The 26,211-nt window shown below is 72.0% G+C and carries 22 protein-coding genes and 1 pseudogene; 5 read left to right on the top strand and 18 right to left on the bottom strand.

The annotated features are described in order from the left end of the window. Window positions 1-6 precede the first annotated feature (6 nt). From ACTWPP_RS00415 to ahcY (ACTWPP_RS00395), 5 genes are all read right to left on the bottom strand, one after another. Window positions 7-1,272 carry an MFS transporter gene (locus ACTWPP_RS00415; RefSeq protein WP_443101984.1) on the bottom strand — a complete coding sequence of 422 codons (1,266 nt, stop codon included), beginning with the start codon at window positions 1,270-1,272 and terminating at the stop codon, window positions 7-9. A gap of 36 nt (window positions 1,273-1,308) precedes the next feature. Then, window positions 1,309-1,941 carry a hypothetical protein gene (locus tag ACTWPP_RS00410; RefSeq protein ID WP_443101983.1) on the bottom strand — a complete coding sequence of 211 codons (633 nt, stop codon included), beginning with the start codon at window positions 1,939-1,941 and terminating at the stop codon, window positions 1,309-1,311. A 163-nt stretch (window positions 1,942-2,104) separates the two neighbouring features. Further along, on the bottom strand, window positions 2,105-2,686 hold the full coding sequence (locus tag ACTWPP_RS00405; RefSeq protein ID WP_443101982.1) for a hypothetical protein: 582 nt from the start codon (window positions 2,684-2,686) through the stop codon (window positions 2,105-2,107). A gap of 3 nt (window positions 2,687-2,689) precedes the next feature. Beyond that, window positions 2,690-3,946 carry an adenosylhomocysteinase gene (gene ahcY, locus ACTWPP_RS00400; protein ID WP_443101981.1) on the bottom strand — a complete coding sequence of 419 codons (1,257 nt, stop codon included), beginning with the start codon at window positions 3,944-3,946 and terminating at the stop codon, window positions 2,690-2,692. 219 nt (window positions 3,947-4,165) lie between these two features. Next, a complete protein-coding gene (gene ahcY, locus ACTWPP_RS00395) occupies window positions 4,166-5,596 on the bottom strand; it encodes an adenosylhomocysteinase (RefSeq protein ID WP_443101980.1) in 1,431 nt (476 codons plus the stop codon). Window positions 5,597-5,739: 143 nt separating this feature from the next. On the opposite strand from ahcY (ACTWPP_RS00395), the gene ACTWPP_RS00390 reads away from it, so the two are divergent. Beyond that, window positions 5,740-6,096, top strand: coding sequence for a MerR family transcriptional regulator (locus ACTWPP_RS00390; protein WP_443101979.1), 357 nt, complete (start codon window positions 5,740-5,742; stop codon window positions 6,094-6,096). Window positions 6,097-6,257: 161 nt separating this feature from the next. On the opposite strand, the gene ACTWPP_RS00385 is transcribed toward ACTWPP_RS00390, so the two are convergent. From ACTWPP_RS00385 to ACTWPP_RS00345, 9 genes and pseudogenes are all read right to left on the bottom strand, one after another. Then, on the bottom strand, window positions 6,258-6,929 hold the full coding sequence (locus tag ACTWPP_RS00385) for a response regulator (protein ID WP_443101978.1): 672 nt from the start codon (window positions 6,927-6,929) through the stop codon (window positions 6,258-6,260). Between the two features lie 108 nt (window positions 6,930-7,037). Beyond that, window positions 7,038-8,651 carry a sensor histidine kinase gene (locus ACTWPP_RS00380; RefSeq protein ID WP_443101977.1) on the bottom strand — a complete coding sequence of 538 codons (1,614 nt, stop codon included), beginning with the start codon at window positions 8,649-8,651 and terminating at the stop codon, window positions 7,038-7,040. A 353-nt stretch (window positions 8,652-9,004) separates the two neighbouring features. Next, window positions 9,005-10,030, bottom strand: coding sequence for a cation diffusion facilitator family transporter (locus ACTWPP_RS00375; protein WP_443101976.1), 1,026 nt, complete (start codon window positions 10,028-10,030; stop codon window positions 9,005-9,007). 2 nt (window positions 10,031-10,032) lie between these two features. Continuing rightward, window positions 10,033-11,172, bottom strand: coding sequence for an SIS domain-containing protein (locus ACTWPP_RS00370; protein WP_443101975.1), 1,140 nt, complete (start codon window positions 11,170-11,172; stop codon window positions 10,033-10,035). Continuing rightward, a complete protein-coding gene (locus ACTWPP_RS00365) occupies window positions 11,169-11,351 on the bottom strand; it encodes a Trm112 family protein (protein ID WP_443101974.1) in 183 nt (60 codons plus the stop codon). The genes ACTWPP_RS00370 and ACTWPP_RS00365 overlap by 4 nt, the downstream gene beginning before the upstream one ends. Before the next feature lie 39 nt (window positions 11,352-11,390). Then, entirely contained in the window at window positions 11,391-12,746 is a 1,356-nt protein-coding gene (locus ACTWPP_RS00360; RefSeq protein ID WP_443101973.1) for a phosphomannomutase/phosphoglucomutase, read from the bottom strand. A gap of 112 nt (window positions 12,747-12,858) precedes the next feature. Then, window positions 12,859-13,046 (bottom strand): annotated as a pseudogene (locus tag ACTWPP_RS00355) (zinc ribbon domain-containing protein); the annotation flags it as partial. After that, window positions 13,034-13,309, bottom strand: coding sequence for a helix-turn-helix domain-containing protein (locus ACTWPP_RS00350; RefSeq protein ID WP_443101972.1), 276 nt, complete (start codon window positions 13,307-13,309; stop codon window positions 13,034-13,036). The pseudogene ACTWPP_RS00355 and the gene ACTWPP_RS00350, both read right to left, overlap by 13 nt. 177 nt (window positions 13,310-13,486) lie before the next feature. Further along, window positions 13,487-13,867 carry a DUF3499 domain-containing protein gene (locus ACTWPP_RS00345; protein ID WP_358451203.1) on the bottom strand — a complete coding sequence of 127 codons (381 nt, stop codon included), beginning with the start codon at window positions 13,865-13,867 and terminating at the stop codon, window positions 13,487-13,489. 202 nt (window positions 13,868-14,069) lie between these two features. Between ACTWPP_RS00345 and ACTWPP_RS00340 the strand changes: the two genes are divergently transcribed. Further along, the gene (locus ACTWPP_RS00340) at window positions 14,070-14,600 is read left to right on the top strand and encodes a metallopeptidase family protein (RefSeq protein ID WP_443101971.1); all 531 of its coding nucleotides are present in this window, start codon (window positions 14,070-14,072) and stop codon (window positions 14,598-14,600) included. Between the two features lie 42 nt (window positions 14,601-14,642). Here ACTWPP_RS00340 and ACTWPP_RS00335 read toward each other — a convergent pair whose 3' ends face one another. The 4 genes from ACTWPP_RS00335 to ACTWPP_RS00320 form a co-directional block, all read right to left on the bottom strand. Further along, window positions 14,643-16,121 carry a DUF5719 family protein gene (locus ACTWPP_RS00335; RefSeq protein WP_443101970.1) on the bottom strand — a complete coding sequence of 493 codons (1,479 nt, stop codon included), beginning with the start codon at window positions 16,119-16,121 and terminating at the stop codon, window positions 14,643-14,645. Then, window positions 16,118-19,417, bottom strand: coding sequence for a glycosyltransferase (locus ACTWPP_RS00330; RefSeq protein WP_443101969.1), 3,300 nt, complete (start codon window positions 19,415-19,417; stop codon window positions 16,118-16,120). Before ACTWPP_RS00330 ends, ACTWPP_RS00335 begins: the two co-directional genes overlap by 4 nt. Before the next feature lie 218 nt (window positions 19,418-19,635). Then, complete coding sequence (locus ACTWPP_RS00325) at window positions 19,636-19,899, bottom strand: WhiB family transcriptional regulator (RefSeq protein WP_021594342.1); 264 nt, start codon at window positions 19,897-19,899, stop codon at window positions 19,636-19,638. A 222-nt stretch (window positions 19,900-20,121) separates the two neighbouring features. Beyond that, window positions 20,122-21,138: a hypothetical protein gene (locus ACTWPP_RS00320; protein ID WP_443101968.1), complete on the bottom strand. Its 1,017-nt coding sequence runs from the start codon at window positions 21,136-21,138 to the stop codon at window positions 20,122-20,124. 157 nt (window positions 21,139-21,295) lie between these two features. On the opposite strand from ACTWPP_RS00320, the gene cofD reads away from it, so the two are divergent. From cofD to ACTWPP_RS00305, 3 genes are all read left to right on the top strand, one after another. Further along, complete coding sequence (gene cofD, locus ACTWPP_RS00315) at window positions 21,296-22,249, top strand: 2-phospho-L-lactate transferase (protein WP_443101967.1); 954 nt, start codon at window positions 21,296-21,298, stop codon at window positions 22,247-22,249. After that, window positions 22,246-23,532: a coenzyme F420-0:L-glutamate ligase gene (locus ACTWPP_RS00310; protein ID WP_443101966.1), complete on the top strand. Its 1,287-nt coding sequence runs from the start codon at window positions 22,246-22,248 to the stop codon at window positions 23,530-23,532. Before cofD ends, ACTWPP_RS00310 begins: the two co-directional genes overlap by 4 nt. A gap of 100 nt (window positions 23,533-23,632) precedes the next feature. Beyond that, window positions 23,633-26,197, top strand: coding sequence for a bifunctional FO biosynthesis protein CofGH (locus tag ACTWPP_RS00305; RefSeq protein ID WP_443101965.1), 2,565 nt, complete (start codon window positions 23,633-23,635; stop codon window positions 26,195-26,197). Window positions 26,198-26,211 lie beyond the last annotated feature (14 nt).

The raw sequence follows: 26,211 nt of genomic DNA, 5'->3' as shown, positions 1-26,211 counted from the left end.
CTTCCGTCACCCGCACAGTCGCCGGACAGGGCCGCCGGGTTCACGCGGGGCCGGGTCCGGTTCTGGTGGTGTCCGGGCGTGGCGAGGGAGCAGGAGCGGGGTCGTCAGCATGACGATGCCGGCCGCCGCGATCGCGATGCGGGGCCCGGTGATGGCGGCCAGGAGGCCCCACAGGGCGGTCAGGGCCGCGACGGTGATGTTGCCGGTGACCGACCAGGCGGCCAGGGTACGGGCCACCCGGTCCGTCGCGGTCTGTTGCAGCCGGTACGTGGCGGACACCGGGTTGAACACGCCCATGCAGGTGATCAGGCCGAGTTCGACGGTGATGACCAGCACGAGGCCGGTGGTGCCCGGGTGGACGAAGGCCAGCCCGAGCAGCCAGCACGCGCGCAGGGTGCCGGTGGTGAGCATGACCTTGTGCTGGCCGAACCGTGCGACGAGCCGGGGGGCCATGTGCGAGCCGATGAGGCCGCCGACGCAGGGGGCACCGAACGCCAGGCCGTACTGCCACGGGGCGAACCCGAGGTTGCCGAGCATGAGGACGGCCAGCAGCGGTGACGTCGCGAGGATCAGACCTTTGACCAGGATCGAGTTGAAGAACAGCGGACGGAGCGCCGGGTGGGTCAGGATGTACCGCCATCCTTCGAGCAGGTCACCGGCTCGGAACCCGGGTGGGCCGGTTCGGGCGGGGCGTGGCTCCCTTCCGCCGATCGCGCGGACGGCCGCGGCGGACAGGAGATGGCCGACCGCGTCCGCCAGCACGGTCGTCACCGGGCCGAACAGGCCGATCGCGGCGCCGCCGAGCGGTGGACCGAGCACGGTGGCGGTCCAGGTCGTGGATTCGAACCGTCCGTTCGCGACGAGCAGGTCGCCGGGCCGCACGAGCGCTTTCAGGCATGCCCCGCTCGCCGCCCTGAAGGCGATCCCGGCGGCGGCGACGATGACGGACACGACCAGGAGCTGGAGGAGGGTGAGCCGGCCGAGCGCGAATGCCGCGGGGACGCTCATCAAGGCCGCGAACCGGATCAGGTCCATCCCGATCATCACGGGCCGTTTGCGGCTGGACTCCACCCAGGGGCCGAGCGGCACCGCGACCACCGCCCCCGCCGCCAGGCCCGCGGCCGCCAGGAGGGACACCTGGCCCGGTCCGGCGCCCAGCACGAGAATCGCGATCAGGGGGAACGCGTCGAGTGCGAGCGAGGTGCCGAATGTGCTGGCCGCGTACGCCGTCCAGAGCCACCCGAACCGCCGGCCCAGCGACCGTCTGACCACGTTCGCCCGCGCCCCTCGTCATCTCCCTCGACAACTTCACGTTGATCGGGGTGACCGTACTGAGCAGGGGATTCCAGGATCAAACAACTGGATTGACGGCCAGTTACAACGATTCGTTGTACGTCCGGGGTCTGCTTGGTGAATCCCGATGCCGCAGTCGCCGGTGGAGAGCTGCGCGCCGCCCGCGCCCGGGTCGCCCGGGTGCGGCCCCTTGACGTTGCGGACGCACGCCTCGAAGTAGTGCTTGTCGCCGGTCTTGACCGTGACGTTGGTTATCCCGTCGGTCCCGGCGGGACAGTCGGGCTCGGCCCGCGTGCCGTACCGGAAGGCGGTGGCCTCCCCCTCGCCCGTGACCTTGAGCACCTTGGCCTTGGCCTCGCCGCCGTCGCAGCGCACCCGTTCGCTGGCCGGGATCTTGTTGCCCGCGTTCACGCCGAAGCTCGTGTCGACGCACTGCTCGGCCTTGAGCGGGCCCGTCATCTCGCCGATGTCCTTGAACAGCGCGACGCCGAGGGCCGCCACGCCGAGCATGGCCACGACCCCCACGCCCACCAGGACGAGCGCGGGCGGCTTCTTGGCGGGCGGCTTGGCGGGCGGCGGGGCGGGGGCGCCCACCCGGGGGACGGGCAGCGGCGGCTGCCCCTGCCGGTCCGGTACCTGGCCGTACACGTCCGCGACCTCCTGATCATGACGAGGCTTGGGACAATATCGGCAAATGCGTATCAGGACAGCTTGTTGAGCATTTTCCGTGACGAGCGGGGCGGACGACGCCGGGGTCTCTCGGCCGCCCGATCCTGGGGACCGCTCCGGCGCCGCGTCGCCCGCCGTGTGGTCACGGCAAGGTGAGGTTGGGCGGGGATTCCAGGGCGGTGAGTTCTATGCCGGGCGCGGCGAGGACGACGTCGCCCGCGAGGTGCACCGTTTCGATCTCGCCCGTGGACAGGTCCGTGACGTCGTACTGCGAGACCGGGAGCGGCCCAGTGTCGGTGTCGTAGGTGGACGTTCCGGCCCGACGCCATCGCCAGGTGGCCGTCAGCGGCGAAAGGGACGGGCCGCTCAGCCGGACGAGGCGGACGTCCGCCTCCGCGTCCTCGCCCAGGTCCAGAAAGCGCGCGACCGCGATGAGGAAACCGGGCGAGTCGGATATGAAGCCCGCCGCCCGTTCGGTGTGTTCGGTGCCCGTCTCACCGGCCGCGCGCACCCAGGCGACCTCGGGGCCGGTGACGCCGCCCCGAAGCCACCAGGTCGGCGTGACGAGTTCGAGGCGGATCTGGCGCCAGCGCGCGTCCACGACCAGGTCCACGCGGACGCCGTCGGAGCGCAGGGACGTGTAGCGCCAGCCGCCGGGTCCCGGGGCGCACTGGAAGCGCTCCTCTGACTCCTCGTCCAGGTGGAGGTAGGTGCCGGCGGGCACGGCTCAGGATCCGATGCGCCAGGAGTGCAGATAGTCCTCCTGGTCTTTGGTCAGCAGGTCGATGGAGATGGACATCGACGCCAGCTTGAGGCGCGCCACCTCCGTGTCGATCTCCTTCGGGACGTCGTGGACGGCCGGGGCCAGGGTCGGGTGGGCGGTGGCGAGCCACGCGCACGTGAGTGCCTGGTCGGCGAACGACATGTCCATCACGGCGGCCGGATGCCCCTCGGCGGCGGCCAGGTTGACCAGGCGGCCCTCGGCGAGGAGGACGAGGCGGCGCCCATCGGCCAGGACGTACTCGTCGGCCTGCGGGCGGACGCCCCGGTGAACCTCGACGGCCATCTCGGCCAGGGCGCGGACGTCGATCTCCACGTCGAAATGGCCGGAGTTCGCGAGGATCGCGCCGTCCTTCATCACCGCGAGGTGCTCAGCGTTCACGACGTCGCGGTTACCCGTGACCGTGATGAAGACGTCGCCGTCGACGGCGGCCTCCGACATGGGCTGGACGGAGAAACCCTGCAGGGCGGCGTCCAGGGCCTTGACCGGGTCGATCTCGGTGACGACGACACGGGATCCAAGGCCGCGCGCCCGCTCGGCCAGGCCGCGGCCGCAGTAACCGAAACCCGCGATGACGACCGTCTTGCCGGCCAGGAGAGTGTTCGTGGCGCGGATGATGCCGTCCAGGGTCGACTGGCCGGTGCCGTACCGGTTGTCGAACATGTGCTTGGTGTCGGTGTCGTTGACCGCGACCATCGGGAAGCGAAGCGCGCCTTCGAAGACCATCTGATGCAGGCGGATGACGCCCGTCGTCGTCTGCTCGCAACCCGCCTTGACCGTGCCGAGCAGGTCGGTGCGGTCGATGTGCAACGTGTTGACCAGGTCGCAACCGTCGTCCAGGACGATGTCGGGCCCGGTCTCCAACGCCTGGTGAATGTGGGCGTAGTAGCCCTCACGGTCGATGCCCGCCCGCGCGAAGACCTCCGCCCCGTACTCCTGGACGAGCGCGGCGGCCGTGTCGTCCTGGGTGGAGAGCGGGTTGGACGCGGCGAGTGCGACGCTCGCGCCGCCCGCCTGGAGAGTACGGATCAGCCCGGCGGTCTCGGTCGTGATGTGCATGCACGCCGCGACCTTCAGCCCGTCCAGGGGACGCTCGTCAGCGAACCGTTCCCGGATCTGCCGCAGCACGGGCATGCTCCGGTCGGCCCACTCGATCCGCTTGACACCCTCATAGGCCAGCGAAGCATCCGCGATATCGCTCATCGACTCCCCGCATCCACCCACTTTTACGACAACACCGGCCGACGCACCAGCCACGCGACAACCCAAACCGTCGCGATTGCGAGCGAAGCCAGGTTCGAGCCTGCGAGAACCTGATCGCGCAGCGAGCCGCTAGGCGAGTCGGAGCGATGCGGCAATCGCACGCGGTGCCCGTGGCGGAGGGCGCCCCAGCGCCCGGAGCCACGGGCACCGCCAATCAACTCAGTAACGGTAGTGGTCGGGCTTGTAGGGGCCTTCGACGTGGACGCCGATGTAGGCGGCCTGCTCCTTGGTCAGCTCGGTGAGCTTGACGCCGAGCGCGTCCAGGTGGAGGCGGGCGACCTTCTCGTCCAGGTGCTTCGGCAGGACGTACACGTCGATCGGGTACTCGTCGGTCTTGGTGAACAGCTCGATCTGAGCGATGACCTGGTTGGTGAACGAGTTGGACATCACGAACGACGGGTGCCCGGTGGCGCAGCCCAGGTTCATCAGCCGGCCCTCGGCCAGGACGAGGATGGAGTGGCCGTCCTCGAAGCGCCACTCGGCGACCTGCGGCTTGATGTCGATCTTCTCGATGCCGGGGGTCTTGGCGAGGCCGGCCATGTCGATCTCGTTGTCGAAGTGCCCGATGTTGGACACGATCGCCTGGTGCTTCATCCGGCCCATGTGCTCAGCCGTGATGATGTTGAAGTTGCCGGTGGTCGTCACGAAGATGTCGGCGACGTCGACGACGTCGTCCAGGGTGGTGACCTGGAAGCCGTCCATCGCCGCTTGCAGCGCGCAGATCGGGTCGATCTCGGTGACGATCACGCGGGCACCCTGGCCGCGGAGCGCGTCCGCGCAGCCCTTGCCGACGTCGCCGTAGCCGCACACGACAGCGACCTTGCCGCCGATCAGGACGTCGGTGGCGCGGTTCAGGCCGTCGATCACCGAGTGACGGCAGCCGTACTTGTTGTCGAACTTCGACTTGGTGACCGAGTCGTTGACGTTGATCGCCGGGAACGCGAGCGTGCCGGCCTTCGCCATCTCGTAGAGGCGGTGGACGCCGGTGGTGGTCTCCTCCGTGACGCCCTTGATCTCGGCGGCGGTCGCGGTCCAGCGGCCGGGCTTGTCGGCGATGGTCCGGCGGAGGGTGTCGAGGATGACGCCCCATTCCTCGGGGTCCTCGGCGGTGGCGGTCGGCACGGCCCCCGCCTTCTCGTACTCGGCGCCCTTGAGGACCAGCATGGTGGCGTCGCCGCCGTCGTCCAGGATCATGTTCGGGCCGCTGCCGTCCGGCCACTGGAGGGCCTGGTCGGTGCACCACCAGTACTCTTCGAGGGTCTCGCCCTTCCACGCGAACACCGGGACGCCCTTCGGGTCGTCGACGGTGCCGTCCTTGCCGACGACGACCGCGGCGGCGGCGTGGTCCTGGGTGGAGAAGATGTTGCAGGACACCCAGCGGACATCGGCGCCGAGGTCCACGAGCGTCTCGATCAGCACGGCGGTCTGGATGGTCATGTGCAGCGAGCCCATGATCTTCGCGCCGCGCAGCGGCTGGGCGGCGGCGTACTCCTCGCGCACCGCCATGAGGCCCGGCATCTCGTGCTCGGCGAGCCGGATCTCACGGCGCCCGAAATCGGCGAGCGATAGGTCGGCGACCTTGTAGTCCATGCTTTCGTTGCTCCCTTGGTGGTGGCGGGTCCGCGGGGTGCGGGTCGGTGCGCGGTGGCGTCAACGCGTGAGTCTACGGTCGGCGGGCACCCGCTGGCACGACCGGAGGCGACTTCCTGACACAGATTTGTCAGAATTGGCCCATGCGCATCACGGAGGCCGCCCGGCGGCTCGGCACCTCGCCCCGCATGCTCCGCTACCGCGAGGCCCTCGGGCTGCTGCCCACCACCCGGGAGGCGGTCTCCGGCCGCGGGCGCGGCGGCGGCCACCGCCAGTTCGGCGACGCCGAGCTGCGGGCCGTCGCGCTCGCCCTCGCGCTGGAGAAGCGCTACGACATCGGCCCCGCCGAGCTGGCGTTCGGGCTGCGCGTCCTGGCCGAGCCCCAGGTGCAGGCGCACGTGCGCGAACTCGGCGAACGTATCGGACGGCTGTCCGCTCCTCCCACCCGCGCACTCGACTTCGAGAAGGAGAAGGCCATGCGCCTCCTCCGCCGCCGGTAGGGCCGGCCCGAAACGGCCTCAGCCGTCGCGCGAGCGCGTGACCTGACGGGGGAGGCGACGCCGAAGGCGAGCCTCACCGGAAGATCGCGAAGCGATGCGCGCTCGCACAGACCCGGTCACGGAGCGAGCCGCCAGGCGAGCGCAGTGGGCCGGGACTGCGATCAACACGCGTTCTCGCCGGGGACGACGACACCGGACTCGTAGGCGAGCATGACGGCCTGGGCCCGGTCGCGCAGGCCGAGCTTGGTGAAGACCCGCGCCACGTGCGTCTTGACGGTGTGCTCGCTGACCACGAGCCGCTCCGCGATCTCGCCGTTGGACAGCCCGCCCGCGATGAGGACGAGGACCTCCGACTCGCGGGCCGTCAGCGTGGACAGCTCCGACGGCGCCTGCGGCCTGTTGCGCCGCTGCTTGGTGAACTCGCGGATGAGCCGCCCGGTGACCTGCGGAGCGAGCAGCGAGTCGCCGCGCGCCACCACCCGGACGGCGGAGACGAGCTCGTCCGCCGTCGCGTCCTTCAGCAGGAAACCGCTCGCGCCGACGGCGAGCGCCTCGTAGACGTACTCGTCCACGTCGAACGTCGTCAGCACCAGCACCCGGACGCCCTCCGACCCGGGGAGGGCGAGGATGCGGCGGGTCGCCTCGATGCCGTCCATGCCGGGCATCCGGATGTCCATGACGACGACGTCGGGCCGGCTGCGTTCGGCGATCCGGACGGCCTCGCGCCCGTCGCCGGCCTCCCCGATGACGGTGATGTCGTCCTGCGCGGCGAGCAGCGCGGCGAACCCGGCCCGCACGATCGTCTGGTCGTCGACGATCAGCACATTGATCACCGTTGCCGCCTCACGGGCTCATCGAAGAAGGGGACGCCTGCGAAGGAAACGCCGGCGCGGGGCGCGCCGGCGGGGAGAACACCGCCGGGGGGAATGCCGGCGGCGGGGTCAGCGGACGCCCGGAGGCGCCTCGGAACCGTGTCCACGGGTCGAATTCCCCTCCCTCGTCAGCGGAAGCTCGGCCTCCACCAGGAACCCGCCCTCGGCGGCCGGGCCGGCGGAGAACCGTCCGCCCAGCATCGTCGCACGTTCCCGCATCCCGACGAGCCCGTGTCCGCCACCGGACTCCGGCGTCTCCAGGCGGGTGCGTCCGCTGTCCACGGACGTCGGGCCCGCAGGGTCCACGATCGCGGTACGGGAGGCGGGGTCGTCGCGGTTCAGCACCCTCGTCCGCGCGGACCCGTCCTGCCCTGCCGGACCCTGCGCGGGCGCGCCGCTGTCGCTGACGCGGACGGCCAGCCGGTCCGGCAGGAACATCAGGTCGACGTGCACTCCGGCGCCGGGTGCGTGCCGCCTGGCGTTCGTCAGCGCCTCCTGGACGATCCGGTACGCCGACAGCTCCACCGTCGTGGACAGCGCACGCGGGTCGCCGTGTACGGCGAGGTCGACGCGGCCGCCGGCGCCGCGGTGCTGCTCGATCAGGTCGGGCAGCCGGTCCAGGCGCGGCTGCGGGGAGTTGGCCGCCTCCGGCTCCGGCGCGGCGTCCGCGCGCAGCACGCTGAGCAGCCGCCGCATCTCCACCAGCGCGTCCCGCGCGGTCTTGGCGATCTCGGTGTAGCCGGCGCGGGCCTCGGGCGACAGGTTGTCCATCGTGTACGGGGCGGTCTCCGCCTGCACCGCGATCATGGAGACGGAGTGCGCGACGACGTCGTGGAGTTCACGGGCGATGCGGGCGCGTTCCCGCATCACCGCCTGCTCCCGCTGGACGGCGGTGAGCCGGGTGAGGGTCTCGTTGGTGCGTTCGGCGGCCTCCGCCTCGGTCCGTCCCGCCGACTCCACGACGCGCCGCGCGTCCCCGAGGCCGATCGCGGCGAGGACGGCGATGAACGCGGCCGGCCACGGGATGTCGTCCAGCGTCCCGGTGGCCAGGTAGACGACCGCGAGCGTGGCGACGCTGCCGATCGCGAGAACGCCGGTGGACTGCCGGGGCAGCTGCCGTCCCAGCGCGTACAGCGTGTAGAGGGCCGCGAAACCGGTGGTGATCAGCAGGATCTCGCCGGTGAGCAGGTTCGCGGCGACCGCGCCGAGCACCACGGCCGCGACCGGGCGCAGGTTCTCCCGGCGCCAGACCAGCGGGAGCGTCGCCGCGACCGCGAACCCGGCCGCGAGGCTGATCGGCGAGCCGGCGCGCGGCGCCAGCTCGGCGAGGGCCGCGATGGTGAGGGCGAGGCCGGTCAGCGGGGCGAAGTACCAGGAGCCGGCGACCTCCCGCCAGGTGTTGATCCACCGGGGCAGCGGCGCCGTCGCGTCCGCCGGGCCACCGGGCGCTCCGGGGGCGCCGGGCATGCCGGGGGCCGGGCGGCGTCCCATGCCGCCGTTCAGCCGCACGGCGAGCCGGACGGCCGGCGGGCGCAGCAGGGTGCCGATGCCGGTGAGGATCCACAGCAGCAGCTGCCCCACGCCCGCTACGATCCGGCCGGACAGCCGCCACGCGTGGTGCGCGAGCGCTGGGCCGAACCCCGCGGGGTCGGGTCCGGGCCGGGCCTTGTCGTCGGAGGTCACCTCTCAATAGTGACCGCTGGGGCGCGCACTTTCCTCACCGCGCGGATGTATGCGGGCGGCGCGTGTCCACCTGGAGTACCACGTGCGTTCCCTCCCTGAGGGGGACGTGCCGGAGACCAGCGCGAACGTAGTGTCTTAACCGTGACCGCAACGGTGGCCGCCGCCGACGTAGGGGGTTCGGCGAGGCCACCGCGGTCACACCAGAACCGCCCGGTTTCAGGGGTCCGGGCGGGGAGGCATGGGAACACCTCGCCGGACGGCCGTCGTACCGGCCTCTTCGGAGGCACTCGCCGGTCTCGCCTGGGCTGGGGTCGACCGGCACGGCGGCGGCCGCCCGGCGAGGGGTCCCATGTTCACGATGACGCGGGGCTCTCCGGGGCCGGCGCCTCCGGGCTCGTCTCCTCCGGGCTCGTCGTCTCCGGGCTCGTCGTCTCCGGGCTGTCCGCGGGTGCCGGGACGCCCTTGGTCGAGGGCTCGCTCAGCGCCGGCTCCAGGTAGATCAGCTTCGCCTCGGGGAACCGTTCCCGGATCTTCGCCTCGGCCGCGTCGATGCCCCGGGCCACGTCCACGGCCGTGTCGTCGTGGTTGACAGCGATCTTGGCGGCGATCAGCAGCTCCTCCGGGCCCATGTACTGGGTACGGATGTGGACGAGGTGGTCGACCTGGTCCACCGACTCCAGCGCCTCGACGATCTGCCGCTCGGTGTCGGGGTCGGCGCCCTCGCCGATCAGGAGGCTCTTGGTCTCGAACGCCAGGATCGCCGCGATCACGGCGAGCAGCACGCCGATCGCGATGGTACCGACGCCGTCCCACACGCCGTCGCCGGTGGCCACGGCCATCGAGACGCCGAACAGCGCGAGGAACAGGCCGACGAGGGCGGCGAGGTCCTCCAGCAGCACCACCGGCAGCTCGGGGGCCTTGGCGCGGCGGATGAACTCCCACCAGGACTGGTCGCCGCGGACCAGGTTCGACTCCTTGATCGCGGTGCGGAAGGAGAAGATCTCCATGATGATCGCGGCGATCAGCACTCCGAACGCCCAGCCCGCGGACTTGATCTCCTCCGGGTGGGAGATCTTGTGGTAGCCCTCGTACAGGGAGAAGACCGCGCCGACGGTGAAAAGGACGACCGCGACGACGAACGCGTAGAAGTAGCGCTCACGCCCGTAGCCGAACTGGTGCTGCTGCGTCCGGTGGCGCCTGGAGCGTTTGCCGCCCAAGAGCAGCAGGCCCTGGTTCCCCGAGTCCGCCATCGAGTGGATCGATTCGGCGAGCATCGACGACGAACCGGTGAACGCGAACGCGACGAACTTCGACACCGCGATCCCGAGGTTGGCGACCAGCGCCGCGACGATGGCCTTTGTTCCGCCCTCAGCACTCATCTTTAGGAGATCCTCGCTTTGAGTTCTTGAATGGCCGGCACCGGAGTGGGGTCCACGCCCAGCGCGATAGCCAAGTAAACCGTGACATAGTCCGCCATCGCGATCAGGCTCGCGATTCTTTCCAGCGGATGTTCGCCCTCGGCTCGGAGCTCCGTCACCGCCACGCCCCGGTCGCGGGCCATGCCGGCGGACGCCTCGCACCGCTTGCGCACCTGCGGATGCTCCTCCCCGTCCCGCATGAGCACCAGGTGCAGGCCGTGCTCCGGGTCGTCGGTCCGGTCACGGAAGAAGTCATCCGGGTCGGACGGGGAGCCGCCCCGGGCGAAGAAGCCGTCGAACGCCATCACCTGGTTGTGGTCCGCCTCCGGAACCTCGCCGAAGACGCCCGGGTACTTGGCGTTCTCGTTGAGCTGGCAGCACAGCCGGTACGCCGCCGTCCCGGCGAGCGGGGACGACCCCCACACCAGCGGGACGTCGCCCGCCAGGTCGAGCGCGATCCGCTTGGCCGGGTTGACGAACGGCTCGCTGGACGGGCGGCACCGGTGCGCGACGTCCTCCAGCAGGACGGCGGTGGACTCCAGCACCGTGTCGGGCGCGTCCGCCAGGCCCAGCGAGCGCGCGGCGAGGATCAGCGGGATCGTCAGGCCCCACAGCGTCGACCGCGGCTGCCCCACCGAACGCACGGGGACGAACACCCCGCGGCTCCTGTCGGACAGGCCGGCGAGCGGTGAACCGGCCCCGCCGACGAACAGCAGCCTGCATCCCCGGCGGGCGGCCTCCGCGGCGACCTCCAGGGTCTCCTCCGTCTCCCCGGAGCAGGACACCGCGATGACGAGGTCGGCGGCGCCCACCCAGCCGGGCAGCCGATAGCCGCGCACCGTCATCACCGGCACCGAGCAGCCCACCCCGCACACGGCGGCGAGGACGTCGCCCGACAGCCCCGAGCCGCCCATGCCGGCGACCACGATCGCGCGCGGCCTGCCGTCCTCGGCGAGCCCGGCGACGCCCGCCTCGGCCGCCGCCCGCTGCGCCTCCCGGACCTGCGCCGCCGACGACGCGACCTGCCGCAGCATCCCCCCGGGATCGGCCTCCTCGGCCGCCGCCGCATCCTCCAGCCGCGAAGGATCCAGCCCCTCCGTCACGGGGCGGGGGTCCTGGCCTCGTCGACGAGCAGGACGGGGATGTCGTCGCGGACGGGGTAGGCGTAGCCGCACGAGCCGGTGCACACCAGTTCGGCGGCGTCGTCGTCGGCGCGGAGGTCGCCGCCGCAGTTGGGGCAGGCGAGGATCTCCAGGAGCCAGGAGTCGAGATTCATCGTCATAGCAGCGTCACTTCCCTCAGCAGTCACTTCCCTGGCCGGTCACTTTTCCCTGACCAGGGCCAGGACCTCGTCACGGATCGCCGCCATGGTCGCGTCGTCGCCCGCCTCCGCGTTGAGGCGCAGCAGCGGCTCGGTGTTGGACGGCCGCAGGTTGAACCACCAGCCGCCCGCCTGGTCGCTCACCGTCAGGCCGTCCAGTTCGTCGATCGCGACCCCGGGCCGTCCGGCGAAGGACTCCTTGACCTTCGCGGCGGCGGCCGCCTGGTCGGCGACCTCGCTGTTGATCTCGCCGGACGCCACGTAGCGGGTGTACTCGCCGAGCAGTTCGGAGAGCGGTCCGTCCTGCTGCCCGAGCGCGGCGAGGACGTGCAGGGCCGCCAGCATGCCGGAGTCGGCGAACCAGAAGTCGCGGAAGTAGAAGTGGGCGGAGTGCTCGCCGCCGAACACCGCGCCCGTCTCCGCCATCGTCTGCTTGATGAACGAGTGCCCGACACGCGTCCGGACGGGCGTCCCGCCGTGCTCGGAGACGATCTCCGGGACGGCCTGCGAGGTGATCAGGTTGTGCACGATCGAGGAGCCCGGATGCTTGGCCAGCTCCCGCGTCGCGACCAGCGCCGTGATCGCGGACGGGGCGACGGTCTCGCCGCGCTCGTCCACCACGAAGCAGCGGTCGGCGTCGCCGTCGAAGGCCAGCCCGATGTCGGCGCCCGTCTCGCGGACCTTGGCCTGAAGGTCGCGCAGGTTCTCCGGCTCGATCGGGTTGGCCTCGTGGTTGGGGAAGGTGCCGTCCAGCTCGAAGTACAGCGGCACCAGGTCGATCGGGAGGCCCTCGAACACCGGCGGGACGGTGTGCCCGCCCATGCCGTTGCCCGCGTCCACGACGACCTTGAGCGGCCGGATGGACGACAGGTCGACGAGCGTCTTCAGGTGGTCGGCGTAGCCCTTGAGGACGTCGCGCCGGGAGACCGTGCCGGGCCCGCCGTCATAGGCGGGCACGCCGTTCTCGATCATTTCGCGGATGTCGGCGAGGCCGGTGTCGCGGCCGACGGGCCGGGCGCCCGAGCGGCACAGCTTCAGCCCGTTGTACCTGGCGGGATTGTGGCTCGCGGTGAACATCGCGCCGGGCATGTCGAGGTTGCCGCTGGCGTAGTAGAGCAGGTCGGTGGAGCCGAGCCCGGCCTCGATCACGTCCGCGCCCTGGGACGTCGCGCCCCGCGCGAACGCCTCCGACAGCGGCACCGACGACTCGCGCATGTCGTGGGCGGTGACGATCGCGCTCGCCCCGGTCACCCGGACGAACGCGGCGCCGGCCGCCTCGGCCGTCGCGGCGTCGAGCTCGTCCGGTACGACACCGCGGATGTCGTACGCCTTGAAGATCTTGGCGAGGTCGCCCACTCCTGCTCCCTGTCCAGAAGAACCCGGTCCGGAAGGGCCCACCGGGACGAACACCGCCCGGAGAACCCTGCTTGCTTGACCTCCTCCCCCGCCTGAAGGCAGGGGTTCCAACCGTCGCCGGTCGGGTTTCCTGCTTCACCGCCGGCCGCCCGTCCGGGAGGACTCCCGTTGAGGTCTTACACCGGCTCCGCAGGCCGACACCGCCAGCCCGGCGGCCACAATGTTACGCGCGGCGTTGACGTCCCGATCATGCCGGGCGCCGCACCCGCACTCCCACACCCTCACATTCAAAGGCAGGCCCCCGCGGATGGTCCCGCCACCCACGACCGCCTCGACCGGGTCCAGCCGCGTGATGGTGTCGGTGCACAGGATCGAGCAGAACCAGCGGCCCGCGCCGTCACGTGATCTTTGGAGGAGCGCACTCGCGCCTGGTACATCGAGCGGCGCCGCGTGGCCTTGTTGTACACCAGCCGGACACAGCCGAACGTGCGCGACGACTCCGCCGCCTGCTCGTCCGTGGGATAGAAGCGGTACCGAAACGCCCGCTTCACCTGCCGCGCCATGCCCCACAACCTAACGGCCGGAGTGTGAGACCGCAGCCGCTCCGGAAGGAGGGCGACGGACGGTGGACCGAGAAGCGGCAGGGTCACGAGCCTACCGAAATGGGCGGCCGCGGCCGGCCGGGGCGTCGCCACGCGAGCGGTGCGGTTCCGGGGCGGGGGTATCCCGAGGTGGTGCGGTCACTCCTGGCCGGGCTGCGTCGCCGCGGGCTCCGAGCGGAGCACCCGCAGGTGGCCGCGGCGGCCGACCTCCGTGCCCTGCCCGACCGGCTCCTGACCCGACCCTGGGGCGGGCTTGGCGGCCTCGCGGACGGCGTCGGCGAGGGCCTCCAGGTCGTCCGCGCTGGGCTCGGACTCCTCCTCGACCGGCAGCCGCACCAGTTCCCAGCCCATCGGGGCGGTGAGCCGCTCGGAATGCTCCGCGCACAGGTCGTAGCAGTGCGGCTCGGCGTACGTGGCTAGCGGCCCCAAGACCGCGGTGGAGTCGCGGTAGACGTACGTGAGCGTGAACACTGCGGGCGCCTTGCAGGCGGTGCGGGAGCAGGTACGGACGGGGCTCACGATGGCTGACCGTACCTCCCTCCCACCGGCTCCGCCACCACCCGGGCGCACGTGTCGCCGTTACCGGGCGATTTCCGGGGTAACAACTACATTCCGTGTGGTCTCCGACCCTCACCGTGGGGTGTCTGGACGGTGGCGGTGCCGGACGGTACACGATGGCCTGCTCGCCGGGGACGGGCGGCGGCAGAGGTACTCTTGAGGTGTGCGATCCCGTGTGGCAGGCGTACGGCGTCGCGATCGGCACGGTCGTGGCGTTCGTGGTCCTCTGACACCCCCGCAGGCGCCGGTCTCGCGCACCCGGGCGGAACGGTTCGACGACCTCGTCGACGACGAGGTGCGCCGGCTGGGCCTGCGCTGGGGCCGGGAACTGGCGAGGGTCCGGTTCACGGTCGAGGAGGTGCCGGGCCTGGAACCGTGGTTCGAGGGTCCCGTCCCGCTCGGCCAGACCGTCCTCCAGCCTCCATCCGCCGCCGATCAATCGACGAGCTCTGCTCGGTCCACCGTCCTCCAGCCCCCACCCACCGCCGATCAATCGACGAGCTCTGCTCGGCCCCCCGCCGGTGAGGGCGACCGGGTGAGCATCGTCGTCTTCCGCCGTCCCATCGAGGCCCGCGCCACCGGCGAGGCGGAACTGGCCCGCATGATCCGCGACCTGCTCGTCGAAGAGGTCGCCGACCTGCTCGGCCTGTCTCCCGAGTTGGTCGACCCCGGCTACGACTCCCCCGACGACTGACCGCCGCCTGGAGCCGAGCCCCGGCGGAGCGGAAGGCGGCGGTCACTCGCCGGGGACGAGGGCGCTCTGGGAGCCGGCCGTGTCGGGCAGGTGGACGGTCGTGGACGCGGGGGTGATCGGCAGGACGGTGAACAGGTACTCGTCGTCCTTGCCCGTGGAGAGGGTGCGGGAGGCGTGGACGGGGGCCGAGCCGGGCTTCGGGATGATCACGGCACCGTAGGCCGCGCCGTCCTCGGCGTCCTTGGACGGGGCGGTCAGCTCGGTCAGCACCGTCCGGCCGGCCGGGATCCTGATCTCCTGCGGGCCGCTCGCGCCTTCGGCGTTCATGGTCCTGATCTGGACGGTCGCCGCGCCGGCCGGGGCGGTCAGCACGAGGGCGGAGTCGAACCGGTTGTCGGCGACGATGCCGGGGCCGGACCGGGCGAGCGGCGGGGTGGCGGTGCCGTAGGCGACGTCGGCGCCCCGTTCGGCGGCGAAACCCGCGAGGATCGGGCGGTCGGCGACAAGCCGGATGGCGGCGGTCTTGCCGAGCAGGGCGCGGTCGAGGGCGACGGACGTGACGGTCTTGGCGGGGGCGTCCAGGATGTCCTGGCCCTGCGGGGCGAACGCGCCGTCCGGCGTGATCACCTGCACCCTGATCCGCGCGTCGGCCTCGCCGGGCACGGCGACCAGGAGCCGGCGTTCGCCCGAGCCGCCCGGCACGCCGGGGATGAGCAGGGACGGGGCGGGCGCGTGCGACTGCGGGAGCCACTCGATGCCCTTCTCCTCGCCGATCCGGACGCGCAGGGACGCCGCGACGCGGCCGCTGGTGGTGCGGACGCGCAGCGTGAGGTCGGCGGCGGTCTTCACGATGTCGCCGAGGCCCTCCGCCGACTCGCCGATCTTCACGACCTTGGTGGTGGAAGGGTCGACGCGGATGCCGCGCCCGTCGACGGTGTCGAGGGGGCCTTCGCCGGACAGGGCGGTGAGGTCCACGGACGCCGGCTGGGAGTCGACGTTGGTCAGGTAGAGGTCGAGTTCGTCGGCGGAGACGGGGCCGGGGCCCATGAACCACAGGTCGGTGCCGGGTGAGGCGCAGCGGGCGCCGGCGAGACCGCGGTCGTCGCCGTCGTCCCGGTGGGTGGTCTGTTCGGCTTCCAGCCCTGCGGCCATGCCTCCGGTGGCGCGGAGGGTGTAGGAGTCCTCGCCGGACTCGGTGTCCTTCTCGCCCCGGCCGGGCGAGGACATGGACGTGACCGCGGCGCCGCCCTTGGTCGGCGTCATGGCGACGCTTCCACCGGCCTTCCCGTCGGGGTGGGACTGGACGGCCAGCCGTCCGCCTTCGTGGCCGGGGCAGACCATCACGGCGGTGGTGACGGGGGCGTCCCGGCCCTTCTCGGGGGCTTGCCCCGGGCGGGAGAACGTCGCGGCCCCGTACAGCGCGGCGAGGGCGACGAGCACGAGGGCGGCGGAGGCGTAGCGGAGGCTGAGGAGGCGCAGAACCTTGTCGAGGTCCACGTCCGGCTTCAGGTTCAGGTTCATGAGACCTCCTCCGGGCTGCGCTCCTCGACGGGCTCGGGAGGCGGGGTCTCGTGCCGGGCGCGGGTGTGGCTTCCGCGCCTGCGGCTGCGCCGTCCACGGCGCCGTTCGCGTTCACCGGCGAACGGCAGGTTCTCGGCCTGCGCGCCGGGGAGCGCCAGGGCGGCCACCAGCAGGACGGCGATGCCTTGGACGACGAGCCACATGTGGCGCATCGTCATGGACCTGGTCAGCTGGAACTGTCCTCCGGCGGCGGGGATGTCGTAGCCCTGCGCCCAGCCGTCCACGGTCCGTTCTTTGACGTCCTGGCCGTTCAGGGTTGCTCGCCACCCACCGTCGGACGGTTCGGCCAGGAGGACGGCGCGCGTGCCCGTTCCCGGCGGGATCTGCACTCGGGCATCGATCCTGCCTGCGGGCAATGGAGTGAGCGTGGCCCCCTGGAGAAGCATCATCCGGGCGGACGGCGACTGGAGTTTCCACACGGCGAACGTGCCGGTACGGCTGAGACGGGTCAGCTCGGGCGCCGCGTCCAGGACCTTGGTGATGGGGTCCGTCTTGGGATGCGGCACCAGGAGGTACTGGACGCCCATCCGGGTCAGTGCAGGCCCGGCGTCACCTTCACGGCCGGCGACCAGGCCGGCGACGAGGTCGTCCAGGCGGTCGTCGGCTCGGCCGCCGTCCATGACCTCCGATTCACCGATCCTCGGACGTGCGTCTCTGAGGAGCGTGTAGGAGACACGTCCGGTCGGCTCTCTGTGCAGGACGAGTGTGCGCTGCCCGCCGGGGGCGTGCACGAACGCGGGGACCGTGTCCGGGTCGAGTTTGGCGAGCGGGCCGCCCGCGCCCCCGGCGACCCAGAACCCGGCGGCCAGCACGGGGGCGGTGAGCGCGGCGAGCACCACGACCGCCCCGCCGACCCGGTAGATCAGGTGGCTGCCCGCGAGGGCCTCGGTGGCGCGCTGGACGGCGGCGGTCGCGGCGAGCAGTACCCCGGCGCTCGCGAAGATGAGCGCGACGCCGGGCCAGACGGGCGCCTCGTCCGCCCCTTTGGTCACGGTGGCGGCGCTGGTCAGGATCGCGACGAGCAGCCCGAAGATCGCCAGCAGCCAGCCGGCCAGCACGGCGCCCCGGCGGCGGCGCAGCGGCAGCGCGCACACGGCGACCGCGAGCAGCCCGGCCAGCGCCCACCGCGCGGGCGTGCCGGGGCCGCCAGGGTCGAGGGCGAGGAGGTCGGCGGCGGTGGCGGGCTCGAACCGCCGGTGCAGGCCCGCCTCCGTGAGGAACCGGGACGGGTTGAGCAGGAGGCCGATCGTCCACGGCAGCATCAGCAGCGGGGGAACGCCGAGCGCGATGGCGAGGTTGCGGCGCCCGCTCCGTCCCGGCCGGTCGAACAGCGCCCACACCATCGCCGCGCCGACCACGCCGATCAGCCAGGTGAGCGGGACGAACGCCATCGCGACGGCCAGCAGCAGCGCGACCGTCCACGCGGACCGCCCCGCGCGCTTGCGCCGCGTCCGGGCGTCGGACGCGGTGGCCCCGGTGGCCGACAGGCCGGTGGTCGACAGGCCGGTGGTCGACAGGCCGGAGCGGGGGAGGCCGTAGACGCGGGCGACGTGCATGGCGATCAGCGGGAGGAGGACGAGGACGACGGCGGTGCCGAGCCGTCCGCCCGCGATGGCGCCGGTGGCGGCGGGCAGCAGCGCGTACACGGCGGCGAACCACACCCGGACGGCGGACACGGGGACGCGGCGGCCGCTCGCGCGGGCGCGCCGCCCGGTGCGCGGCGCCTCCACCACCAGCAGCCGGGACGCGCGGTAGGCGGTGAGGCCGGAGAGCGGCACGCTGCCCAGCAGCAGGACCGACACCGCCAGCCACGGCTTGCCGAACAGCACCGTGGACAGGACGGCGAGGATCCCGACGTACGGCGGGCTCCCGGCGTCGCTGCCGAGCCCGACCGGATGCCAGCCGGACAGGTACTGCGCCCACAGGTCGCTCGCGCCGCCCCACGCGGGGACGAGCGCGCCGCCGCCGAGGTGTCCGGCGGCGGTGAGCAGGGAGCGTTCGGCGGCGATCGCGACGGCGGCCAGCACCAGGACGACCATGACGCCGGGGCGGGCGAGGAACCGGCGGATCGGGCCGGGCTCGTCGGAGATGTTCTCCTCGTCCGGGTCCTCGCGGTCGTGTTCGTGGGCGGCGAGGTACTCGGAGATCGCCTCGACCGTCCGGCGGAGCACGACCCAGCGGGACTGGAAGCGCCGGACGCTGCGGTGCACGCGCGTCCGGCCGTCCGCGCGGGCGGCCCGCGCCCGCCGGAGCCGCCCCGGGTCGCGCAGCACGTCGCCGAGCGCGCGGACCTCCTCGCGGGCCGCCACCGGCCGTTTGGTGGCCGCCAGGTAGAGCGCGTGGACGAGCGACGCCCAGATGTTGCGGGCCAGCGCCCGCAGCATCGCGGGCAGGGGCTGGTTGGCGAGCAGAGTGTGGACGGCGTTGCGGCGGTCGCGACGGGCCGGGTGCTCGGCGGTCATGCCGATCTCGCGGAGCCCCCGCCGGGACGCCTCCGCGTGGTACACGACGGCGTCGCTCGCGGTGACGACCCGGTGCCCGGCCGCGTGGACGCGCCAGCAGAAGTCGAGGTCGTCGCGGAAGATGCCGTACTCGACGTCGAAGCCGCCGAGCCGGTCCCACACGTCGCGGCGGACCAGCATCCCGGCGCTGCCGACGGCCAGCACGTCGCGGACGCCGTCGTGCTGGCCCTGGTCGAACTCGTGCCGGTCCAGGCCCGTCTCGCGGCGTCCGGCGGCGTCGACGGTGACGCCCAGCTCCCGCAGGACGCGCCGGTCGCTCCAGTCGCGGACCTTGGGGCCGAGCACCGCCACGTTGGGGTCGGTGTCCGCGGTCCGCAGCAGCTGGGCGAGCGCATCGTGGGCGGGCGCGCAGTCGTCGTGCAGCAGCCAGATCCATTCGGTGCGGGCCGGAAGGTCGTAGGGGGTCGGCTGGTGGGTGAAAGCAGGGCCGGGGTCGTCGTCGGGGACGGGGGCGGACGCGGCGTCCTGGCGGAGCGCCTCCGCGACTGCCTCCCCGTAGCCGGTGGTGCGAGGGAGCGTGAGGATGGCGCCTTCACCGACGACCTCGGCGAGCACGGCGGGGCCGCGGTCGCGGCTTCCGGTGTCCACGGTGACGAGGCGCTGCGCGGGCCGCGCCTGCGTCAGCAGCGCCTTCAGCGTCTCCGGGAGCCAGCGCGCACCGTCATGGGTGACCAGGACGGCCGTGACGACGTGGCGATCGAGAGTGGGGGCCAAGGATCGCTCGATCTGTGGGACGACGGGTTCGTGGCTGGAACGTTCGTGCCGAAACGACAGCGTCGGCCGAAACGACGGCAGCCGTGCCGGCCCTGGGGCCGGCACGGCTGACAACTGTACGCGTGGCCGCGCGGGGCACGCCTTGGATCCTCGAGATCCGGGTGCGCGGCCGGTCCGGCCGGGTCTCCCCCGTCGAAGACCCCCGCGGCCGGACGCCGCTAGACGGCCTGGCGCTTCAGCTTGCGGCGTTCCCTCTCGGAGAGCCCTCCCCAGATGCCGAAACGTTCATCGTGCTGCAGCGCGTACTCCAGGCACTCCGTACGCACCTCGCATGCCCGGCACACCTTCTTGGCCTCGCGAGTGGAGCCGCCCTTCTCCGGAAAAAAAGCCTCCGGGTCCGTCTGCGCGCACAGTGCGCGCTCCTGCCAGCCCAACTCTTCACCGTCTGTGCCGTGCGCCAGCGGGATGACCACCTCGCTCACAGCGCACCTCCCTGCCCGTGGAACCCCCTGGTCAATGCCATCCCTCCGGTTCCTTCCCCCGGGAAGGCATTGAAACTACACCGACGAAATTACACGCGTGTAGCGCCCGCCCCGTCAAGCCGGAGAGCTTTCCAGGGCGACTTAGCGGGTTATGCCGGGATGAACGGACTGACCTTTGGCTGAAGATCAGTTAATCCGCCGGTCACCGTCGGAGCAGGTACCTCACTGCGGAGGCGGGGGACGGTTGTCGCGGTACCAGTCGCCGCCGTCGTCGGGGCGCTGCTCACCGCCGGGCGCGGGCTGGGTGCCCTGCGGCCCCTGCTCCTGCCCCGAGCCGCCGTACGCACGGGTCCACTCGCCCATCTCCTCCTGCTCGGAGGCGGGCTGCGCGCCCTGCTGCGGCTCGTAGCCCTGCTGCTCGTACCCCTGCTGCTCGTATCCCTGCTGCTCGTAGCCCTGCTGGCCGGGCTGGTAGCCGCCCTGCCCGCCGTACTGCTGGTAGTCCTGCGGCTGGCCGTACTGCTGCTGGGGCTGCCCGTACTGCTGCTGGCCGTAATCCTGCTGCTGGCCCTGCTGGCCGTACTGCGGCTCGTACCCCGGCTGCGCGGCCTGCTGGCCCTCGACGCCCGGCTGCTGGCCGTACTGCTGGTACTGCTGCTGCCCGTACTGCTGCTGGCCCTGCTGGCCGTAGTCCTGCGGGCCGTACTGCTGCCCCTGCGGGCCGGGCTGACCGGGCTGGCCCTGCTGGTAACCGAAGTCGGGGTAGCCCTGCTGCATCTGCGGCTGGGCCTGCGGGCGCGGCGGCTGCATCCCCTGGAAGACGGTGTAGACGTACCAGCCGCCGACACCGACCACGGCGAGCTTCCCGGCACCGATCAGGAACACCGAGAGCTTCGTGAGCGCGCCCGCGGATTCGGAGTCGGCGAGCATCCCGCTCAGCCAGCAGACGACGCCGAACAGGACGATGACGCCGAGGGTGCCGAGCGCTCCCATGGTGATCGTCCGGGCCTGCGGCGTGGGGCGGTCGCCCCAGGTCACCAGCAGAACCGCGAGGACGAGAAGCCCGACGATCCCGATCTGCAGGAACATCCCGTCACGGGTCTCCAGCAGCGCACGGAAGGTGAACGTGCCATCGTCGCCCAGGAGCGTGATGATGCCCGCGAGCAGTTGCACGCCCGCCGAGGCGAGCAGTACCCAGGCGGCCGGTTCGCGCAGGCGCTGGACGGCTTCCTTGTTCACGGTGACATCTCCAGACCGAGGCAATGCGATTACACGGCAAAGCTTTGCATAGTTCGGCGCCGTTCACCCAGTGGGGGCACGCCCTTCCGGCCCGCCCGTTCTCCGGGGGCGAGGTCCGGCCTGCCAGGGCCGGAGCAACCCCCGTAGGCTGCCCTTCATGAAGATCGTGGTGCTGGCGGGCGGCATCGGCGGTGCCCGCTTTCTACGCGGGCTCCGGTCGGCGGTTCCCGACGCGGAGATCACCGTCATCGGCAATACCGGGGACGACATCTCGCTGTTCGGGCTGCGCGTGTGCCCGGACCTGGACACCGTTATGTACACGCTCGGCGGTGGCATCAACGAGGACCAGGGCTGGGGACGGACCGACGAGACGTTCACCGTCAAAGAAGAACTCGCCGCTTACGGCGTCGGGCCCGGCTGGTTCGGGCTGGGGGACCGCGACTTCGCGACCCACATCGTCCGGACGCAGATGCTGGGGGCCGGCTACACGCTGTCGGCGGTGACCGAGGCGCTGTGCGACCGGTGGAAGCCGGGTGTCCGGCTGATCCCGATGACCGACGACCAGGTCGAGACGCACGTTGTCGTCGAGGACGAGCAGGGGCGGCGCGCGATCCACTTCCAGGAGTGGTGGGTGCGGCTGCGGGCGTCGGTCCCGGCGCTGTCGATCGCGGCGATCGGCGCCGAGGAGTCCAAGCCGGCGCCGGGTGTGCTCGCGGCCGTCGAGGCGGCCGACATGGTGCTGTTCCCGCCGTCCAACCCGGTGGTCAGCATCGGGACGATCCTGGCGGTGCCCGGCATCCGGGACGCGATCGCGGCCAAGACGGTCGTCGGCGTCTCCCCGATCATCGGCGGCGCGCCCGTGCGGGGTATGGCGGACGCCTGCCTGACCGCGATCGGGACGGAGACGTCGGCGCGCGCGGTCGCCGAGCTGTACGGGCTCGGCCTGCTGGACGGCTGGCTCGTCGACGAGGCGGACGCCGGCGTCCGGGTGGAGGGCATCGAGATCCGGCCGCGGCCGCTGCTGATGAGCGATGAGCGGGCCACGGCCGCCATTGCCCAGGCGGCCGTCGACCTCGCGCTGGAGCTGAAGCGGGCGGAGGAGGCCGAGTGAGGTTCGAGGTGTTCGGGGTCGCGGGGTTGCCGGAGGTGGCGGAGGGCGACGACATCGCGGCGCTGATCCCGGCGGAGGCGGTGCGGGACGGCGATGTCCTCGTCGTCACGTCCAAGATCGTCAGTAAGGCGGAGGGGCGGGTCCTGGTCGCCGACGACCGGGAGAAGGCGATCGACGCGGAGACCGTGCGGGTGGTCGCGCGGCGGACGCACGCGCGCGGCGAGACCCGGATCGTGGAGACCCGGCAGGGGCTCGTCCTGGCGGCGGCGGGGGTGGACGCGTCCAACACGAAGCCGGGCACGGTGCTGCTGCTGCCGGAGGACCCGGACGCCTCGGCCCGCCGCATCCGCGCGGGCCTGCGCGAGCGGACCGGTGCGGACGTCGCGGTCATCGTCTCCGACACGCTCGGGCGGCCCTGGCGCAACGGGCTGACGGACGCGGCGATCGGCGTCGCGGGCCTGGAGCCGCTCAGCGACCTGCGGGGACGCGACGACGCGCACGGGAACCGGCTCGACGCCACGATCACCGCCGTCGCCGACGAGGTCGCGGCCGCCGCGGAACTGGTCAAGGGCAAGCTGGACGGGGTACCGGTCGCCGTCGTCCGCGGCCTGTCCGGCCTGGTCACGCGGGAGGACGGGCCGGGCGCCCGGGTGCTGGTCCGCCCGCCGGACGAGGACATGTTCCGGTACGGGTCGTCGGAGGTGCTGCACGCGCGGCGCACGATCCGCGAGTTCACCGCCGACCCGGTCGATCCCGCGGCGGTGCGCCGCGCGGTCGCCGCCGCGATCACCGCGCCGGCGCCGCACCACACGACGCCGTGGCGGTTCGTCCTGCTGGAGTCGGCGGAGTCGCGGACGCGGCTGCTGGACGCGATGCGCGACGCCTGGGAGGCCGACCTGCGCCGCGACGGCTTCTCCGAGGAGTCGGTCACCAAGCGGCTGCGGCGCGGCGATGTGCTGCGGCGGGCGCCGTACCTCGTCGTCCCGTGCCTGGTCATGGACGGTTCGCACGACTATCCGGACGAGCGGCGGTCGCGCGCCGAACGGGAGATGTTCGTGGTCGCCGCCGGCGCGGGCGTGGAGAACCTGCTGGTCGCGCTGGCCGTGGAGGGGCTCGGTTCGTGCTGGGTGTCGAGCACGATGTTCTGCCGCGACGTCGTCCGCGAGTCGCTCGGCCTGCCGGACGACTGGGACCCGATGGGCGCCGTCGGCGTCGGGCATCCGGCCGCGCCGCCGCGCGAGCGTCCGCCGCGCGGCCCGGAGGCGTTCATCGAGGTCCGGTGACGCGGGAATAGATCGCGCGCGTCCCGGGCTGCCACAGATGGCGGACATTTCGACGGCCCCGACGCGGTGCAAAATATGACGATTGGCATAGAGTGCCCGCATGGACGCCACGAGCTCCGCGCTTCGCCGGGCACTGGCCCGCGCGCGTGACGGCAAGACACTGGACCGATCCGAGGCCACCACACTGCTGCACGCCCGCGGTGCGCAGCTCGACGACCTCCTCACCTACGCCGCCCGCACCCGGGACGCCGGACTGGACGCCGCCGGCCGCCCCGGCGTCATCACCTACAGCCGCAAGGTCTTCATCCCGCTGACCCGGTTGTGCCGGGACCGCTGCGGGTACTGCACGTTCGCGACCGTCCCCCACAAACTGGACGCCCCCTACCTGAGCCCCGACGAGGTCCTGGAGATCGCGCGGCGGGGTGCCGAGATGGGCTGCAAGGAGGCCCTGTTCACGCTCGGGGACCGTCCCGAGGACCGCTGGAAGCAGGCCCGCGAGTGGCTGGACGCGCACGGCTACGACGACACGCTCTCCTACGTCCGCGCGATGGCGATCCGGGTGCTGGAGGAGACGGGGCTGCTGCCGCACCTGAACCCCGGCGTCATGACCTGGCGTGACTTCCAGCGGCTCAAGCCGGTCGCGCCGTCCATGGGCATGATGCTGGAGACGACCGCGACGCGGCTGTTCAGCGAGCGCGGCGGCCCCCATTTCGGGTCTCCGGACAAGGACCCCGCCGTCCGGCTGCGGGTCCTGGAGGACGCGGGACGGACGAACGTGCCGTTCACGACCGGCATCCTCATCGGCATCGGCGAGACGATCGGGGAACGCGCGGACGCGATCTTCGAGATCCGGCGGACGATGCGGGAGTACGGGGCGATCCAGGAGGTCATCGTCCAGAACTTCCGCGCGAAGCCCGACACCAAGATGCGCGACACCCCCGACGCGGAACTGGACGAGCTGGCCGCGACGATCGCGGTGACGCGGCTCGTCCTCGGCCCGAAGGCCCGCGTCCAGGCGCCGCCGAACCTGGTCGCCGACCAGTACGCGCTGATGCTGCGCGCCGGCATCGACGACTGGGGCGGCGTCTCGCCGCTGACCCCCGACCACGTGAACCCCGAGCGGCCGTGGCCGCAGATCGACGAACTGGCCGGGCAGACGGCCGCGGCGGGGTTCGAGCTGCGCGAACGGCTGACGATCTACCCCGAGTACGTGCGGCGCGGCGAGCCCTGGCTGGACCCGCGGCTCATCGGTCACGTGGCGGCGCTGGCCGACCCGGCGACCGGCCTCGCGCGGGAGGACGCCGTCCTTGAGGGGCGCCCCTGGCAGGAGCCCGACGGCGGTTTCGAGGCGTCCGGACGGACCGACCTGCACACCGAGATCGACACGACCGGCCGCACCGGCGACCGCCGCGACGACTTCGACGAGGTGTACGGGGACTGGGACGCGCTCAAGGAACGGATGTCGGCCCCCCAGCGCTTCGACGCCGACGTCAAGGCCGCTCTCGCGCGCGCGGAGCAGGACCCTGCGGGCCTGTCGGACGATGAGGCGCTGGCCCTTCTGCACGCCGACGGCCCGGAACTGGACGCACTCGCCAAACTCGCCGACGACCTGCGCCGCGACACCGTCGGCGACGACGTCACCTATGTCGTCACGCGGAACATCAACTTCACGAACGTCTGCTACACCGGCTGCCGGTTCTGCGCGTTCGCGCAGCGCCGCACGGACGCCGACGCCTACACGCTGTCCCTCCGGCAGGTCGGGGACCGGGTGGACGAGGCGTGGGAGGCCGGCGCCACCGAGATCTGCATGCAGGGCGGCATCCACCCCGACATGCCCGGCACCGCCTACTTCGATCTCGCCCGCGAGGTGAAGAACCGCGCACCCGACATCCACCTGCATTCGTACAGCCCGATGGAGGTCGTGAACGGCGCGTCCCGCGCGGACATGTCGATCCGCGAATGGCTGGAGGGGGCGAAGGAGGCCGGTGTCGACTCGCTGCCAGGGACGGCCGCCGAAATCCTGGACGACGACGTCCGGTGGGTGCTGACCAAGGGCAAACTGCCCACCGACCAGTGGGTCGAGGTCGTCACCACCGCGCACGAGATCGGTCTCCGGACGACGTCCACGATGATGTACGGGCACGTGGACACACCGTCGCATTGGGTCGCGCACATCAAACTGCTCCGCTCCATCCAGGAACGGACGGGCGGGTTCAGCGAATTCGTTCTGCTTCCCTTCGTCCACCACAATTCGCCGATCTATCTCGCCGGGCTGGCACGTCCGGGACCGACCGTCCGGGAGAACATCGCCGTCCACGCCTTGGCGCGCATCCTGTTGCATGGCGCGATCCCCAACATCCAGACGTCCTGGGTGAAGTTGGGAGACGAACTGTGCACGCGGGTTCTGCAGGGAGGCGTGAACGACCTCGGCGGCACGCTCATGGAAGAGACCATCAGCCGCATGGCCGGGTCGGAGAACGGTTCCTTCAAGGCCATCAGCGAACTGGAGGGGATAGCGGCGCGTGCTGGCCGTCCCGCCAAGCAGCGCTCCACCCTCTACGGCGAAGTGCCCGAGGAACGCGTGGAAGCGTCCCGCCGCACCGACGGCATAGGCCATTTCGGCAAGTCCGGAGGGAAGCTCAATTTGCCGCTGGTCGGTACCTGAGATCCAGTCGGTCA

This window comes from Actinomadura sp. 3N407, assembly GCF_052245875.1.
GTDB lineage: Bacteria > Actinomycetota > Actinomycetes > Streptosporangiales > Streptosporangiaceae > Spirillospora.
The sequence above is the reverse complement of the archived record's forward strand: the minus strand, read 5'-3'. Positions and strand labels throughout refer to the sequence as shown.

What these genes read in the sequence shown, in the direction of transcription:
- ahcY (WP_443101981.1), bottom strand. Translation starts at nt 3,946, where the DNA reads ATGAGCGATATCGCGGATGCTTCGCTGGCCTATGAGGGTGTCAAGCGG.
- ahcY (WP_443101980.1), bottom strand. Translation starts at nt 5,596, where the DNA reads ATGGACTACAAGGTCGCCGACCTATCGCTCGCCGATTTCGGGCGCCGT.
- ACTWPP_RS00390 (WP_443101979.1), top strand. Translation starts at nt 5,740, where the DNA reads ATGCGCATCACGGAGGCCGCCCGGCGGCTCGGCACCTCGCCCCGCATG.
- ACTWPP_RS00375 (WP_443101976.1), bottom strand. Translation starts at nt 10,030, where the DNA reads ATGAGTGCTGAGGGCGGAACAAAGGCCATCGTCGCGGCGCTGGTCGCC.
- ACTWPP_RS00365 (WP_443101974.1), bottom strand. Translation starts at nt 11,351, where the DNA reads ATGACGATGAATCTCGACTCCTGGCTCCTGGAGATCCTCGCCTGCCCC.
- ACTWPP_RS00350 (WP_443101972.1), bottom strand. Translation starts at nt 13,309, where the DNA reads ATGGCGCGGCAGGTGAAGCGGGCGTTTCGGTACCGCTTCTATCCCACG.
- ACTWPP_RS00335 (WP_443101970.1), bottom strand. Translation starts at nt 16,121, where the DNA reads ATGAACCTGAACCTGAAGCCGGACGTGGACCTCGACAAGGTTCTGCGC.
- cofD (WP_443101967.1), top strand. Translation starts at nt 21,296, where the DNA reads ATGAAGATCGTGGTGCTGGCGGGCGGCATCGGCGGTGCCCGCTTTCTA.
- ACTWPP_RS00305 (WP_443101965.1), top strand. Translation starts at nt 23,633, where the DNA reads ATGGACGCCACGAGCTCCGCGCTTCGCCGGGCACTGGCCCGCGCGCGT.